This is a genomic window from Alistipes sp. 56_sp_Nov_56_25 (assembly GCF_001915285.1).
Taxonomy (GTDB): Bacteria; Bacteroidota; Bacteroidia; order Bacteroidales; family Rikenellaceae; genus Alistipes; species Alistipes shahii.
The window spans coordinates 76040-90673 of the sequence record NZ_MNQF01000004.1 but is presented as its reverse complement, the minus strand read 5'-3'; the positions used below and the strand labels follow the sequence as shown (position 1 = coordinate 90673).

The 14634-nt window shown below is 55.2% G+C and carries 27 protein-coding genes and 2 pseudogenes; all 29 read right to left on the bottom strand.

The window, feature by feature from the left end; all coding sequences use genetic code 11:
- A pseudogene (locus BHV64_RS03300) lies at positions 1-180 on the bottom strand (DNA-directed RNA polymerase subunit alpha); the annotation flags it as partial.
- 23 nt (positions 181-203) lie between these two features.
- Entirely contained in the window at positions 204-812 is a 609-nt protein-coding gene (rpsD, locus tag BHV64_RS03295) for a 30S ribosomal protein S4 (protein ID WP_015547069.1), read from the bottom strand.
- Between the two features lie 50 nt (positions 813-862).
- Positions 863-1252 (bottom strand): 30S ribosomal protein S11, encoded by a 390-nt coding sequence (rpsK, locus tag BHV64_RS03290; RefSeq protein ID WP_015547068.1) that lies wholly within the window; start codon positions 1250-1252, stop codon positions 863-865.
- 13 nt (positions 1253-1265) lie between these two features.
- A complete protein-coding gene (gene rpsM, locus BHV64_RS03285) occupies positions 1266-1646 on the bottom strand; it encodes a 30S ribosomal protein S13 (RefSeq protein ID WP_138265808.1) in 381 nt (126 codons plus the stop codon).
- 37 nt (positions 1647-1683) lie between these two features.
- Positions 1684-1800, bottom strand: a complete 117-nt coding sequence (gene ykgO, locus BHV64_RS03280; protein ID WP_010262443.1) for a type B 50S ribosomal protein L36 — start codon at positions 1798-1800, stop codon at positions 1684-1686.
- Between the two features lie 18 nt (positions 1801-1818).
- Positions 1819-2037, bottom strand: coding sequence for a translation initiation factor IF-1 (infA, locus tag BHV64_RS03275; protein WP_015547066.1), 219 nt, complete (start codon positions 2035-2037; stop codon positions 1819-1821).
- A gap of 6 nt (positions 2038-2043) precedes the next feature.
- Positions 2044-2820, bottom strand: coding sequence for a type I methionyl aminopeptidase (gene map / locus BHV64_RS03270; RefSeq protein WP_118406801.1), 777 nt, complete (start codon positions 2818-2820; stop codon positions 2044-2046).
- Between the two features lie 31 nt (positions 2821-2851).
- Entirely contained in the window at positions 2852-4228 is a 1377-nt protein-coding gene (gene secY, locus BHV64_RS03265) for a preprotein translocase subunit SecY (RefSeq protein WP_044054326.1), read from the bottom strand.
- A 22-nt stretch (positions 4229-4250) separates the two neighbouring features.
- A complete protein-coding gene (rplO, locus tag BHV64_RS03260; protein ID WP_015547064.1) occupies positions 4251-4697 on the bottom strand; it encodes a 50S ribosomal protein L15 in 447 nt (148 codons plus the stop codon).
- Positions 4698-4722: 25 nt separating this feature from the next.
- Complete coding sequence (gene rpmD, locus BHV64_RS03255) at positions 4723-4974, bottom strand: 50S ribosomal protein L30 (RefSeq protein WP_022061021.1); 252 nt, start codon at positions 4972-4974, stop codon at positions 4723-4725.
- A 14-nt stretch (positions 4975-4988) separates the two neighbouring features.
- Complete coding sequence (rpsE, locus tag BHV64_RS03250; RefSeq protein WP_015547063.1) at positions 4989-5507, bottom strand: 30S ribosomal protein S5; 519 nt, start codon at positions 5505-5507, stop codon at positions 4989-4991.
- 6 nt (positions 5508-5513) lie between these two features.
- Positions 5514-5876, bottom strand: a complete 363-nt coding sequence (gene rplR / locus BHV64_RS03245; protein WP_044054323.1) for a 50S ribosomal protein L18 — start codon at positions 5874-5876, stop codon at positions 5514-5516.
- Between the two features lie 16 nt (positions 5877-5892).
- Complete coding sequence (rplF, locus tag BHV64_RS03240; RefSeq protein WP_044054321.1) at positions 5893-6480, bottom strand: 50S ribosomal protein L6; 588 nt, start codon at positions 6478-6480, stop codon at positions 5893-5895.
- A 25-nt stretch (positions 6481-6505) separates the two neighbouring features.
- Positions 6506-6904 (bottom strand): 30S ribosomal protein S8, encoded by a 399-nt coding sequence (rpsH, locus tag BHV64_RS03235; protein WP_044054319.1) that lies wholly within the window; start codon positions 6902-6904, stop codon positions 6506-6508.
- A gap of 779 nt (positions 6905-7683) precedes the next feature.
- Positions 7684-7980, bottom strand: a complete 297-nt coding sequence (gene rpsN / locus BHV64_RS03230) for a 30S ribosomal protein S14 (RefSeq protein ID WP_044054318.1) — start codon at positions 7978-7980, stop codon at positions 7684-7686.
- A 3-nt stretch (positions 7981-7983) separates the two neighbouring features.
- The gene (gene rplE, locus BHV64_RS03225; RefSeq protein ID WP_044054316.1) at positions 7984-8544 is read right to left on the bottom strand and encodes a 50S ribosomal protein L5; all 561 of its coding nucleotides are present in this window, start codon (positions 8542-8544) and stop codon (positions 7984-7986) included.
- Positions 8544-8864, bottom strand: coding sequence for a 50S ribosomal protein L24 (gene rplX, locus BHV64_RS03220; RefSeq protein ID WP_022061020.1), 321 nt, complete (start codon positions 8862-8864; stop codon positions 8544-8546). Before rplX ends, rplE begins: the two co-directional genes overlap by 1 nt.
- 20 nt (positions 8865-8884) lie before the next feature.
- Positions 8885-9250: a 50S ribosomal protein L14 gene (gene rplN / locus BHV64_RS03215; protein ID WP_010262407.1), complete on the bottom strand. Its 366-nt coding sequence runs from the start codon at positions 9248-9250 to the stop codon at positions 8885-8887.
- Between the two features lie 2 nt (positions 9251-9252).
- Entirely contained in the window at positions 9253-9507 is a 255-nt protein-coding gene (gene rpsQ, locus BHV64_RS03210; RefSeq protein WP_009597655.1) for a 30S ribosomal protein S17, read from the bottom strand.
- 11 nt (positions 9508-9518) lie between these two features.
- Entirely contained in the window at positions 9519-9710 is a 192-nt protein-coding gene (gene rpmC, locus BHV64_RS03205; protein WP_015547054.1) for a 50S ribosomal protein L29, read from the bottom strand.
- Positions 9711-9722: 12 nt separating this feature from the next.
- Entirely contained in the window at positions 9723-10151 is a 429-nt protein-coding gene (gene rplP / locus BHV64_RS03200; protein WP_015547053.1) for a 50S ribosomal protein L16, read from the bottom strand.
- Between the two features lie 27 nt (positions 10152-10178).
- On the bottom strand, positions 10179-10967 hold the full coding sequence (rpsC, locus tag BHV64_RS03195; RefSeq protein ID WP_015547052.1) for a 30S ribosomal protein S3: 789 nt from the start codon (positions 10965-10967) through the stop codon (positions 10179-10181).
- A gap of 4 nt (positions 10968-10971) precedes the next feature.
- Positions 10972-11382 (bottom strand): 50S ribosomal protein L22, encoded by a 411-nt coding sequence (rplV, locus tag BHV64_RS03190; protein ID WP_044054314.1) that lies wholly within the window; start codon positions 11380-11382, stop codon positions 10972-10974.
- A 7-nt stretch (positions 11383-11389) separates the two neighbouring features.
- Entirely contained in the window at positions 11390-11611 is a 222-nt protein-coding gene (rpsS, locus tag BHV64_RS03185) for a 30S ribosomal protein S19 (RefSeq protein WP_288115553.1), read from the bottom strand.
- A gap of 17 nt (positions 11612-11628) precedes the next feature.
- Positions 11629-12453 carry a 50S ribosomal protein L2 gene (gene rplB, locus BHV64_RS03180; RefSeq protein WP_015547049.1) on the bottom strand — a complete coding sequence of 275 codons (825 nt, stop codon included), beginning with the start codon at positions 12451-12453 and terminating at the stop codon, positions 11629-11631.
- Positions 12454-12458: 5 nt separating this feature from the next.
- Positions 12459-12718: pseudogene (rplW, locus tag BHV64_RS03175) on the bottom strand (50S ribosomal protein L23).
- Between the two features lie 14 nt (positions 12719-12732).
- Positions 12733-13359 carry a 50S ribosomal protein L4 gene (gene rplD / locus BHV64_RS03170; RefSeq protein WP_044054311.1) on the bottom strand — a complete coding sequence of 209 codons (627 nt, stop codon included), beginning with the start codon at positions 13357-13359 and terminating at the stop codon, positions 12733-12735.
- A gap of 1 nt (position 13360) precedes the next feature.
- Positions 13361-13975, bottom strand: coding sequence for a 50S ribosomal protein L3 (gene rplC, locus BHV64_RS03165; RefSeq protein WP_044054309.1), 615 nt, complete (start codon positions 13973-13975; stop codon positions 13361-13363).
- Between the two features lie 346 nt (positions 13976-14321).
- Positions 14322-14627, bottom strand: coding sequence for a 30S ribosomal protein S10 (rpsJ, locus tag BHV64_RS03160; protein ID WP_004329464.1), 306 nt, complete (start codon positions 14625-14627; stop codon positions 14322-14324).
- Positions 14628-14634: the final 7 nt, after the last annotated feature.

Below are 14634 nucleotides of genomic sequence, written 5' to 3'. Positions count from 1 at the left end.
GGCTACCTTGACAGTCGTGATTGCGTAACCCTCCAGCGAAGAGAGCAGAATACGACGCAAAGCGTTACCGACAGTCATACCGAATCCGGGCTCCAGCGGTCGGAATTCGAACTTCCCGAACGACGAAGTGGATTCAAGCATAATAACCTTCTCAGGTTTCTGGAATGCTAATATTGCCATAATAGGTGAATTTGTTTTGATTACTACTTCGAGTACAACTCGACGATGAGCTGCTCCTTGATGTTCTCGGGGATCTCCTCACGCTCGGGTTTCTGGAGGAAACGGCCGCTCATCGAGGCGTTGTCCCACTCCAACCAGGCGTAGCGGCTCTTCGACGAGCCGGCCAGGGATGCCGAGATCACTTCCAGACTCTTCGACTTCTCGCGAACCGACACCACGTCACCCGCGCGCAGCGAGTACGAGGGGATGTTCACGACGCTGCCGTTCACGCAGATGTGGCAGTGCGAAACGAGCTGGCGGGCAGCCGCACGCGTCGGGGCGATACCCAAGCGGTAAACGACGTTGTCCAGGCGGCACTCCAGCAGCTTCAGCAGGTTCTCACCCGTGATACCGCCCATGCGGGCAGCCTGCTCGTAGGTGCGCGAGAACTGCTTCTCCAGCAGGCCGTACGTGTACTTCGCCTTCTGCTTCTCGCTCAACTGCGTGCCGTACTCCGACACTTTCTTGCGCTTGCGCGCCAGACCATGCTGTCCGGGAGGATAGTTGCGCTTTTCGAGCACCTTATCCGCACCATAGATAGCTTCGCCGAATTTACGGGCGATTTTCGATTTAGGTCCTATATATTTTCCCATTGTTCTGTCTTTTTTTAAAACCTTGAAATTATCCTTAACCTGTGCCTGAATTATACGCGGCGGCGGTTAGGAGCACGGCAGCCGTTGTGCGGCAGCGGCGTAACGTCGATGATCTCCATCACCTCGATACCGGCGCCGTGGATCGTGCGCACGGCCGACTCGCGACCTGCACCCGGACCCTTCACATAAACCTTCACCTTGCGCAGGCCCATGTCGTAAGCGACCTTGGCGCAATCCGCCGAAGCGGTCTGTGCTGCATACGGAGTATTCTTCTTCGAACCACGGAAGCCCATCTTGCCGGCCGACGACCAGCTGATGACATCGCCCACCTCGTTGGTGATGGTGATGATTACGTTGTTGAAAGTGGAGTGTACATAGACATTGCCCAGCGCACCGACCTTAACAACCTTTTTCTTAACTGTTCCAGTTTTCTTTGCCATAATTCTCTAAAGATTACTTCGTTGCCTTTTTCTTGTTTGCGACAGTCTTCTTGCGGCCCTTGCGGGTACGCGCGTTGTTCTTGGTCGACTGACCGCGGACGGGAAGACCCAGACGGTGACGGATGCCGCGGTAGCAGCCGATGTCCATCAGGCGCTTGATGTTCAGCTGGACCATCGAACGGCATTCGCCCTCGACTTTCAGACCCAGGTCGACGATCGTCGAACGGATCGCACCGATCTGGTCGTCCGACCAATCCTGTACTTTGAGATCGTAGCTGATGCCAGCGGTCTCGAGAATCTTACGAGCCGTCGAACGACCGATACCGTAGATATAGGTCAGGCCGATCTCGCCTCTTTTGTTTTTCGGTAAATCTACACCGACTATACGTGCCATATAAATTCTTTTTCTTTTTTGACTTGTTTAAAAAACATTACCCCTGGCGCATTTTAAACTTGGGATTCTTTTTGCAAATGACATAAAGTTTGCCTTTACGCTTCACAATCTTGCAATCCTCGCTTCTTTTCTTGATGGATGCTTTAACTTTCATGATTTTCAAGCAATCTAATTATTTGTACCGGAAAGATATACGTCCCTTCGTAAGGTCATAGGGCGTCATCTCCACTTTTACTTTATCTCCGGGAAGGATCTTGATGTAGTGCATACGCATCTTTCCCGAGATATGGGCCGTGAGAATGTGGCCGTTGTCCAGTTCGACGCGGAACATCGCGTTGGACAGCGCCTCGATAATCGTCCCGTCCCTTTCAATAGCAGTTTGTTTTGCCATAGAGTCTTAATTGTTTATTGCCTTTTCGATGATACTGAAGTCCGTCAGGACATCGGGTCCCGATTTGCGGACCGCAACGGCGAACTCGTAGTGCGCCGCCGGTTTGTGGTCCCGCGTGCGGACCGTCCAGCCATCCCGTTCGAAAACCACCGCTTTGGTCCCCATGTTGATCATGGGTTCGATGCAGATGACCATGCCCTCCTTCAGGAGCGGTCCTCTGCCGCGTGCGCCGTAATTGGGAACACCGGGGTCTTCGTGCATTTTCCGACCCAGTCCGTGTCCCTCCAGTTCGCGCACGACTCCGTAGCCGAAACTTTCGGCGTACTCCTGCACGGCTGCCGACACGTCGCCTACGCGGTTGCCGGCTTTGGCCTGCGCCGTACCTTTATAAAGAGCCTCTTTGGTGACGTCCATCAGCTGCCTAACTTCCCCGGCAACCTCGCCAACGGCAAACGTATATGCCGAATCACCAACAAACCCCTTCATAAACGTACCGCAATCGACCGAAACGATGTCGCCCTCTTTGAGAACGCATTTCGAGGATGGGATACCGTGAACCACCTGTTCGTTTACCGATATACACAACGAAGCGGGAAATCCCTGATACCCGAGGAAGGCGGGAACTGCTCCGTGCGCGCGGATGAAATCCTCGGCAATCGAATCCAACTCCTTGGTGGTGACGCCCGGACGGATGTGGCGACCCACTTCCGCCAGCGTCTCCGACACCAGGATGTTGTTCTCCCGGAGCAGCTCTATCTCCTCGTCTGTCTTTAAATAGATCATTTCTTCGCTTAAGAACTCTTCGGAAAAACTCCTAATGACGACCCTGAATACGTCCGGTCTTCATCAGACCATCGTAATGGCGCATCAGCAGGTAGCTCTCGATCTGCTTCAGAGTGTCGAGTACCACACCGACCATGATCAGCAGCGACGTACCTCCGTAGAAGTAGGCGAACGACTGCTGGATGCCCAGGAACTTCATCGCCAGCGCGGGCAGGATCGCCACGATCGCCAGGAAGAACGAACCCGGAAGGGTGATACGCGTCATGATGGTGTCGATGTAGTTCACGGTCTGCTTACCCGGTTTCACTCCCGGGATAAAGCCGCCGTTTCGCTTCATGTCATCGGCCATCATTTGAGGGTTGATGATAATCGCCGTGTAGAAGTAGGTGAAGGCGATTACCAGCACTGCAAGCGTGAAGTTGTACCAGAAACCGGTCATCGAGCTGAAAGCAGCCGCGAAAGCCGTACCGGAGAACAGCGCCGGAATAAACATCAGAGCCTGCGCGAAGATGATAGGCATCACATTCGCGGCATTCATCTTCAGCGGAATGTACTGACGTACGCCGCCGTACTGTTTGTTACCGACGATACGCTTTGCATACTGTACAGGGACCTTGCGGACCGCCTGTACCAGAGCGATCGTTGCCATGAAGACAAGGAACAGCAGCACCAGCTCGAGGATCAGCATGATGGCGCTACCCGAGGCAGTCTGGAAGCGGGCGTTGACCTCGGCCAACAGCGCGTGCGGGAGACGTGCCACGATACCGATCATAATGATCAGCGAGATACCGTTACCGATACCCTTGTCGGTGATCTTCTCGCCCAGCCACATGATGAACATGGTTCCGGCGATCAGGATCGTCGTCGCATAGGCAACGAAGCCGAACGAATTGCCGTAAACGAACGCAGTGGGCATCTGATGGTACAGGTTGGCGATGTACGCCGGACCTTGCAGGATCAGCACGCCGATCGTCAGGAAGCGTGTCCACTGGTTCATCTTGCGGCGGCCGCTCTCACCCTCCTTCTGCATTTTCTGGAAATACGGAACCATCATACCCATGAGCTGGATGATGATCGAGGCGGTGATGTACGGCATGACTCCGAGCGCGAAAATAGCGGCGTTGCCGAACGCACCGCCGGAGAAGACGTCCAACAGACCCAGAAGTCCGTTGCCTTCCAGCTGGCTGGCATACGCCGAACCCTCGCCCAGGGCGTTGGGGTTGATGCCCGGAATCACGACGAAACTACCCAAGCGGTAGACCAGCAGAAGCCCGATCGTGTAAATGACACGCTTGCGAAGCTCCTCGATCTTGTAGATATTCTTGAGCGTTTCTACCAATTTCTTGTTGGTCGCCAAAAGAGCGATTACCACCAAAAAGACGACACCAACAACGAGATACTGATTCATAATTTTTGGGTTCTAAGGTTGCTTACAGTTTTTCGACGCTGCCCCCGGCTGCCGTGATGGCCGCCTCGGCGCTCTTCGAGAACGCATGCGCCTTGACGGCGAGCGCCTTCGAAATCGTGCCGTTGCCCAGGATCTTCACCTTGTCGTTCGACGAGATGAAACCTGCGGCGATGAGCGTGTCGACCGTAACCTCCGTGAGCGATTTCTTGGCTGCCAGCTCCTCGAGCGTCGAGAGGTTGATGGCCTTGAATTCAACTCGTTTCAGATTCGTGAAACCGAACTTGGGGAGGCGACGCTGAAGCGGCATCTGGCCACCCTCGAAGCCGAGCTTGCGCGAGTAACCCGAACGCGACTGTGCACCCTTGTGTCCACGGGTAGCCGTGCCGCCGTGGCCCGAACCTGCACCGCGGCCGATCCGTTTATCGTGATGCGTTGAACCCTTTGCGGGTTTGAGATTATTGAGTTCCATTGTTATAGTCCGTTAGCTGTTAAACTTATTCTGCGGCCTGTGCAGCCTCCTCCTTGACCTCGGCTTTCTTGGCCTTGGGGGCAGCCTTCTTGGCGGGGGCTACTTCCTCGACCTTCACGAGGTGCTTCACGCGCGCAATCATACCTTTTATGATCACCGAGTCGTCGTGCTCGACGCTCGCGTTGATCCTTTTCAGACCCAGCGCGTCAAGGTTCTTGCACTGACGCTCCGTGGAGCCGATGCGGCTTTTGACCTGGGTGATTTTCAATCTTGCCATGTTCTTCTTGAGAATTAACCGTTAAACACCTTGTCCATCGAGATACCGCGCACGCGGGCGATGCTGTGGGCATCGCGCAGCTCGCACAGTGCGCCGATGGTCGCCTTCACCAGGTTGTGGGGATTCGAAGAGCCCTTGCTTTTGGCAAGCACGTTCTTGATGCCCACCGACTCCAGAACGGCACGCATGGCACCGCCGGCGATGACACCCGTACCGGGAGCGGCCGGACGAATCATCACGAGCGAACCGCTGTAACGCGACTCCTGCTTGTGGGGGATCGTACCGTTGATAACCGGAATCTTCACCAGGTTCTTCTTTGCGTCCTCCACGCCCTTGGCGATGGCCGACTGAACCTCCGAAGCCTTACCCAGGCCGTAGCCCACGACGCCGTCTTCGTTGCCGACGACGACGATGGCCGAGAAACTGAACGTGCGGCCACCCTTCGTAACCTTGGTAACGCGCTGGATGCTGACGAGACGGTCCTTGAGTTCGAGATCGCTCGTGCGTACTTTCTTTATGTTGGTATTTGACATAATCGCTTAGAATTTAAGTCCGCCTTCGCGTGCTGCTTCGGCCAGCTGTTTAACTCTTCCGTGATACAGGTAGCCGTTGCGGTCGAAGGCTACTTCGCTGATGCCTTTGGCAACGGCGCGCTCGGCGGCCAGCTTGCCTACCAGGGCGGCGACTTCGCACTTGTTCTTGCCGGCGGCTGCTTCCGCAACCTCCTTGTCCAGCGAGGAAGCCGTAGCCAGGGTAACACCTGCGAGGTCGTCGATAAACTGTACGTAGATCTGCTTGTTGCTACGATATACAGTCATGCGAGGCTGTGAAGGCGTTCCGCTCACGATCTTGCGGATACGCATCTTGATCCTCTCTCTTCTTTCTATCTTGTTCAATGACATAACTTCAGACTATTTACTATTTAGCACCTGCTGATTTACCGGCCTTGCGACGGATCTGCTCGCCGACGAACTTGATACCCTTGCCCTTGTACGGCTCCGGCTTGCGCAGCGAACGGAGCTTCGCGGCAACCTGGCCGATGAGCTGCTTGTCGATCGACTTGAAGGTTACGATCGGGTTGCCCTTTTTCTCGGTAACGGCCGTGGCGGTCACCTCCTTGGGCAGCAGGAAATGCGTGTCGTGCGAGTAGCCGAGGCTCATTTCGAGCACCTGGCCCTTGACCTCGGCCTTGAAGCCGACGCCGACGAGTTCCTGTTTGATTTCATAGCCTTTCGACACGCCGACAACCATGTTGTTGATCAGCGCGCGGTACAGCCCGTGCAGCGAACGGTGGCGGGGCTGGTTGGTGGGACGGGTCACCAGAACGGCGGGAACTTCCTTGCCCGTGTGAACGTCCGTGTGCGTGCCGACCTCTACCTTGATGTCCGAGTCAACTTTCTGGCTCAGCGTCCCGAGTGGCCCTTTCACGCTTACCGTGTTGTCGGCAGCTACCTCCACGGTAACGCCGGCCGGCAGGTTTACAGGTAATTTACCAATTCTTGACATTGTGTTGTTCTTTAATGATTTGCGATTAGTAGATATAGCACAGCACCTCGCCGCCCACGTTCTCCTGACGGGCCTTGGCGTCGGTCATGATGCCTTTCGACGTGGAAACGATGGCGATGCCCAGGCCGTTCAAAACGCGGGGCATGTCCGAAACCGACGCATAGCGGCGCAGACCCGGGCGGCTTACGCGCTTAAGGTCCTTGATGGCGTTGGTCTTGGTGGCGGGGTCCCACTTCAGAGCGATTTTGATCGACGGATGACCTTTCTCGTCCTTGTCGAATTTGTAAGCGAGAATATAACCCTGCTCATAGAGGATCTTGGTCATCTCCTGCTTAATTTTTGAACCGGGAGCTTCAACCACCTTGTGGTTGGCTTTCACCGCGTTTCTAATTCTGGTCAGAAAGTCCGCAATAGGATCAGTCATAACGAATAGAAGTTAAAAATTAAAAATTAGTTAATTAGCTGGGCCTTCGATATTTCACGGCAGCCCTTTGTTTTTATTTCTTTGAGGTTCAGGATATTAGCCCCACCCCTTTTCTTGCCGGCAACCCCACCCGCATACGCACGCGAGGGCCTAAAGCGCGCAAATATACGCATTATTTCCCAAACAGCCAAGTTATCGCCTGATTTTTAGCGATTTTAGCCCTGCCTCCGGAACGCAGACAATGTTAGCACCCGATGTTGCTAACATGTATCCGCACAAAATTCCCTTTCGGCGACAGTCTTTCGGTTCCTCCGGCACGGCATTCGCCGCACCCTGGTCCCGATTCCCGCCCTTCGGAACGCCACACGGACCGCCCTACGCAGCCCCGTTTCGTCCCTCCGTTCCGGCAGCCTGAAAGTCCCCGCTTCCGCCGCATTGCGCAACTTCCGCATTGTCCCTTCGGCTAAACCTTCCGGCATCCGCCCTCCGCTCACGCAGCCACGGCATCAACCTTCCGGCCCCTGGTCCGAGAAATTTGTAACCAAGCGCCCAACCCCTCGTTACGCCCCACATATCGGGAAGTTACCGCTTGCGGCGGCACTTTCCCCGACACTGTGACGTATCTACACGGGCTGAACACCCCTATCGGCCCCGTTTCCTTCCGAGAGACTCGCTCTCCACAGGCTCCTCACCTTCCGGAAAACGGAACTTTTATTCAGAATCGCAGGATCTGCGGGTTTCAGGCGGTCGCACGCTCGCCCTCCCCGCACCTGCGGCTGCTACCAGCTGGCTTTCGTAACGCCCGGGATCAGCCCCTTCGAGGCCATTTCGCGGAACTGGATACGGCTGATGCCGAACAGGCGAATGTAGCCCTTGGGACGACCCGTGATCTTGCAGCGATTGTGCTGGCGGATGGGATTCGAGTTGCGGGGCAGCTTCGCAAGCGCCTGCCATGCCTCTTCGTGATCCATCTCACCGCTCTTCACCTTGGCAGCGATCTCCTCGCGCTTGTGAGCATAGCGGTTTGCGAGTTTCGCACGCTTCACCTCGCGGGCCTTCATCGATTCTTTTGCCATAGCTTATTGATTCTTTTTAGCGTTTTTGAAAGGAAGACCGAACTCGCGGAGCAGGGCGTAAGCCTCCTCGTCGGTTTTGGCCGTCGTTACGAACGTGATCTCCATGCCGAAGATCTTGGTGATCTTGTCGATGTCGATCTCCGGGAAGATGATCTGCTCGGTGATGCCCAGGGTGTAGTTGCCCTGGCCGTCGAACTTCTCGTTGATACCCTTGAAATCCCGGATTCGGGGAAGAGCGACAGCGATCAGACGCTCCAGAAACTCGTACATCTTCGTGTCGCGCAGCGTCACGCGCACGCCGATCGGCATGCCCTTACGCAGCTTGAAGTTCGAAATGTCCTTGCGCGAGCGGGTCTGAACGGCCTTCTGACCGGTGATCTGCGTCAGTTCGGCTTCGGCCACGTCGATGAGTTTCTTATCGGCGACAGCCTGGCCCATACCCTGGTTGATTACGATCTTCGTGAGCTTCGGGCACTGCATAATGCTCGTGTAACCGAACTCCTTCATAAGGACAGATTTGATCTGCTCCTTATATTTTGTCTTGAGTGTAGGTACGTATGCCATTATTTGATCTCCTCCCCTGACTTTTTAGCGAAACGAACTAATTTACCTTTTGCATCCGTCTTGCGGCCGACCTTGGTGGGTTTGCCCGACTTGGGGTCGATGAGCATGAGGTTCGAAATGTGAATCGGAGCCTCTTTCTCGACGATGCCTCCCTGGGGGTTCTGCGCATTGGGCTTCGTGGCCTTCTTGCAGAGGTTCACACCTTCGACGATGGCGCGCTGCTTCGAAACCTCGACCTTCAGGACTTTGCCCGTCTGGCCTTTGCTGTCACCGGCGATAACCTGAACCTGATCCCCTTTCTTAATATGTAATTTTGACATATCCGAAATAGTTTTTATGATTACAATACTTCGGGTGCGAGGGAGATAATCTTCATATACTGGTCGCGCAGCTCGCGAGCTACGGGGCCGAATATACGAGTACCGCGCATTTCACCCTGGTTGTTAAGCAGCACCACGGCGTTGTCGTCGAAACGAATGTACGAACCGTTGGCACGTCTGATTTCCTTCGTGGTTCTCACGACTACGGCTTTCGACACGGCGCCCTTCTTGACATCGCCCGAGGGAGTCGCGCTCTTGACAGCCACGACGATCTTATCGCCGATGGATGCGTAGCGACGCTTCGTGCCGCCGAGCACCCGGATGCAGAGGACCTCCTTCGCACCGCTGTTATCAGCTACAATGAGTCTACTTTCCTGTTGTATCATAACTACTTAGCTCTTTCAATGATTTGTACTAATCTCCAACGCTTCGTTTTGCTCAGCGGGCGGGTTTCCATGATGCGTACGGTATCGCCCTCCTTGCAGGTCTCGTCGAGCGACTCGGCCACGAACTTGGTCGTCTTGTTCACGAACTTACCGTAGATAGGATGCTTCACCTTACGTGCTACTGCAACCACAATGGTTTTCTCCATCTTGTTGCTGACAACCACACCGATACGCTCTTTTCTAAGATTTCTTTCCATAGTTGTTCTCGTTATTTAGCGTTTTTTTGACGCAGAACGGTCAGCATGCGAGCTATATCTCTGCGGTTCTTCTTAATGATCGACGGGTTCTCGACGGGGGACACCGCGTGCTGCACCTTCAGCTTCGCGAGCTGGGCCTTTTCGGTCTCGATGCGCTCCTGCAGGTCCTTTGTCGAAATATCCTTGATTTCTGCACTTTTCATGTTCTGTGTCCCTTAAATTGTGGTTTCGACGTAGTCACGTCTTACGATAAACTTGGTGGTGATGGGCAGTTTCTGGGCGCCCAGACGCAGCGCTTCCTGCGCAACCGCCAGGGGCACACCCTCTGCCTCGAAGAGAATGCGTCCGGGCGTAACAGGCGCCACGAAGCCTTCGGGATTACCTTTACCCTTACCCATACGTACCTCGGCGGGCTTCTTCGTGATGGGTTTATCGGGGAAGATGCGGATCCACAGCTGTCCCTCACGCTTCATGTAACGCGTAATGGCCTGACGTGCCGCCTCTATCTGACGACCCGTGATCCAGGTCGATTCAAGTGCCTTGATTGCGAACGATCCGTATGCAAGCTGGTTACCTCTTTGAGCGATACCCTTCATACGGCCTTTCTGCATTCTTCTAAATTTGGTCTTTTTCGGCTGTAACATGTTAGTTCTGCTTTAAAAAGGTCCTACTTACTGATTGTTATTGCGACGGTCTCCGCCCCGGCGTCCGCCGCGACGGTCTCCACCGCGACGGTCTCCGCGGTCACCGCGTCCGCCACGACGGTCGCCGCGCTCACCGCGGTCGCCCGAAGGTGCCTGCGCCGAAGCGCCTGCGATTTCGAACAGGTCGCGCTGGCCGTATACGATGCCCTGGCAGATCCACACCTTCACGCCCAGGATACCCACTTTCGTGAGGGCCTCCGTGAGGCAGTAGTCGATGTCTGCGCGGAACGTGTGCAGCGGAATGCGTCCCTCCTTGATCGTCTCCGTACGGGCCATCTCGGCGCCGCCGACACGGCCGGCAACCTGGATCTTGATACCCTCGGCGCCCATGCGCATGGTCGAAGCCACGGCCGTCTTCACGGCGCGGCGGAACGATACGCGGCCCTCCAGCTGGCGGGCGATGTTCTGGCCGACGATGACAGCGTCCACCTCGGGGCGTTTCACCTCGAAGATGTTGATCTGGATCTCCTTGCCGGTGAGCTTCTTCAGCTCCTCCTTCAGCTTGTCGACCTCCTGGCCGCCCTTGCCGATGATGATGCCCGGACGGGCGGTCGAAATCGTAACCGTCACCAGTTTGAGCGTGCGCTCGATGATGATCTTCGAGATCGACGCCTTCGCCAGACGGACATTCAGATACTTGCGGATCTTGGCGTCCTCGACGAGTTTGTCGGAGAAATCCTTGCCTCCGAACCAGTTGGAATCCCAACCCCGGATGATACCAAGACGATTTGCTATCGGATTAACTTTCTGTCCCATCTGATTACTTGTTTTCTACGGTTACCATTTTGTCAACTACGATCGTTACGTGGTTCGAACGCTTGCGGATCCGGTGTGCGCGACCCTGGGGCGCAGCCTGAATACGCTTCAGCATGCGACCGCCGTCGACGAATACCTCTTTCACGCAGAGTTTCACATCCTCCAGACGCTCCGACTCGTTCTTGGCCTCCCAGTTGGCGATCGCCGACTTGAGGAGCTTCTCCATACGGATCGACGCCTCCTTCTTCGAGTAACGAAGGATGCCCAGAGCCTTGTTGATCTCCACGCCGCGGATGATGTCGGCCACCAGGCGCATCTTGCGGGGAGAGGTCGGGCAATCACGCATAATGGCGATAGCCTTCTGCTTCTTTTCAGCCTTTAACTGTGCGGCTTTATTTGCTTTTCTTGCACCCATTTTCTACCTATTTTTTCTTGTTACCTGCGTGACCGCGGAAGTTGCGGGTGGGAGCAAACTCGCCGAGTTTGTGTCCTACCATGTTCTCTGTTACATACACCGGAATGAATTTGTTTCCGTTGTGGACAGCTACCGTCTGACCTACGAAGTCAGGCGAGATCATACTTGCTCGCGACCATGTCTTGATTACCGGGTCGATAAACGGTCCTTTTTTTAATGAACGGCTCATTATGTACTCTTATTTAATTATTTTTTCTTCTTGGAAATAATAAACTTCGAGGTCGTCTTCTTCGGGTTACGAGTCTTATAACCCTTGGCAAGCAGACCCTTGCGCGAACGCGGGTGACCACCCGACGCACGGCCTTCGCCACCACCCATCGGGTGATCCACCGGGTTCATGACGACACCGCGGTTGCGCGGACGGCGGCCGAGCCAACGCTCGCGTCCTGCCTTGCCCGAGCTTTCGAGGCTGTGGTCGACGTTCGACACGACACCCACCGTAGCGCGGCAAGTTACGAGTACCATACGAGTCTCGCCCGAAGGCAGCTTGATGACGGCGAATTTGCCTTCACGAGCCAGCAGCTGGGCGTAGGAACCGGCCGAACGGGCCATAGCGGCCCCCTGACCGGGGTAGAGTTCAATGTTGTGGACGACCGTACCCAGGGGAATCTCGCTCAGGAAGAGCGTGTTTCCGACCTCGGGAGCGACGCCTGCGCCGCTCATGACGGTCTGGCCCACCTGGAGTCCGTTGGGTGCGATGATGTAGCTCTTCTCACCGTCGGCGTATACCAGGAGTGCGATGCGCGCGGTACGATTGGGGTCGTACTCGATCGTTTTTACAGTTGCGGCGATGCCGTCCTTCGAGCGTTTGAAGTCGACGTTACGATACATCTGCTTGTGACCGCCGCCGATGTAGCGGACCGTCATCTTGCCGTCGTTGTTACGTCCACCCGAGCTCTTCTTGGGGCTGAGCAGCGATTTCTCCGGTTTCGACGTCGTGATCTCGTCGAACGTGCCGATAATCTTATGTCTCGTACCTGCGGTTACAGGTTTAAATTTTCTTACTGCCATCTTCGTTAGATATTACTGTAAAAATCGATCTTGTCTCCATCCTTCAAGGTGACGATCGCCTTCTTGAAGTTATTGGCGCGACCCTCCAAGAGGCCCGCCTTGGTGTAGCGGCTCTTGAGTTTGCCCATGTAGTGTACATCTGCTCTACGGCATTGCGAATCTGCAGCTTGTTAGCCCTCACGTCAACGATAAAACCGTAGCGATTCAACTTTTCGCCCTGAATCGTCATTTTCTCGGTCAAAACCGGCTTAATAATAATGTCCATTGTAACTTGCGTTTTTAAGCTAACATCGTATTCAATACATTCTCGGCACCTTCCACCATCACGATGGCCGATGCGTTCATCACGTCGTAGGTGCAGACGTTCTGAGCCAGCACGGGCTTCACATAGGGAAGGTTGCGGCACGACAGCTGCAGGTTGACGTTCGATTCGGGGAGAACCAGCAGCACCTTCTTGTCGTCGACCTTGAGCGCCTCGGCCAGAGCCACGACCGACTTGGTCTTGGGAGCCTCCAGCGACATCGTCTCGACGATGCTGATGGCGCCGGCCTGAGCCTTGTAGGTCAGCGCGCTGCGGCGGGCCAGCTGCTTGAGCTTCTTGTTGAGCTTGAAGCTGTAATCGCGGGGCTGGGGACCGAAGATGCGGCCGCCTCCCGGGAACAGGGGCGACTTGATGCTGCCCGCACGGGCGCCGCCGGTGCCTTTCTGACGCTTGAGTTTGCGCGTCGAGCCGGCAACTTCGTTGCGCTGCTTCGACTTGTGCGTACCCTGACGCTGGTCAGCGAGATACTGCTTCACGTCGAGGTAAATAGCGTGGTCATTAGCCTCCACGCCGAAGACGGCGTCCGAAAGGACTACCTTACGACCCGTCTCTTTTCCTTGTGTGTTTAATACAGCTAATTCCATACTATTTTTCAATCGTTAAATAAGCACCTTTTGCTCCCGGAATCGAACCTTTCACGAGGATGAGGTTGCTCTCGGGGATTACTTTCAATACACGCAGGTTCAAAACCTTGACCTGCTCGCCGCCCATCTGGCCGGGCAGACGTTTGCCCTTGAAGACGCGCGAGGGATAGGACGACGCGCCCAGCGAACCCGGCTTGCGCGCACGGTTGTGCTGGCCGTGGGTCTGGCCGCCGACGCCGCCGAAGCCGTGACGCTTCACTACGCCCTGGAAGCCTTTTCCTTTCGAGATCCCGGTCACGTCCACCCAGTCCTCTTCCGAGAAGAGTTCTACGGTCAGCGTGTCGCCGAGATTCACTTCAGGCATGTCCTTGAATTCCGCAAGTTTGCGTTTCGGAGTCGTGCCGGCTTTCTTGAAGTGACCTAACAAACTGCTGGTGGCGTGCTTTTCACTCGTCTCGTCATAGGCAATCTGAACCGCCTCGTAGGTATCCTTCTCGACGGTCTTGATTTGCGTAACAACGCACGGTCCAGCCTCAATGACAGTGCATGGTATGTTCTTACCCTCGGCACTGTAAACGGAAGTCATTCCGATTTTCTTTCCAATAAGTCCTGACATTTGTTGTCAATTGTTTGTTATAAATAGTAATAAAGTGATGTAACGTTTTTTGTCTTGCCGTCTGGTTATCATATATTTCGATGTACCGGTCGCTTTCAGCCGCCATTGCCGCCTGCGGCGCCATTGACAAATCCGGCTCCATCCCGGCCCTCCCTCGAGGAGGGAGATGGCGTGCGCTCCGCACGGTTGGTACACTATATATAATCAATCACCTCCGGTTCCCGTCGTCCTGCCCCGCTTCCGTTCCCCTGCCCGGGGCAACGCTCGCCGAGCCGACCCGCCCCCGGTTCCTTCTTTCGAAGAAACCCGGGTTACAGCTCGGAAAACCGGCAGACGTCCTGTCCGATCACACCTTGATCTCTACCTCCACACCCGAGGGAAGCTCCAGTTTCATCAGCGCGTCGATCGTTTTGGGCGTCGACGAGTAGATGTCGAGGATACGCTTGAAGGTGCAGAGCTGGAACTGCTCGCGGGCTTTCTTGTTGACGAAAGTCGAGCGGTTGACCGTAAAAATCTGCTTGTGCGTGGGAAGGGGCACCGGGCCGCTCACGACGGCGCCCGTGCTCTTCACGGTCTTCACAATCTTCTCGGCCGACTTGTCCACGAGATTGTGATCGAATGACTTTAACTTGATTCTAATCTTCTGGTTCATATTGTTT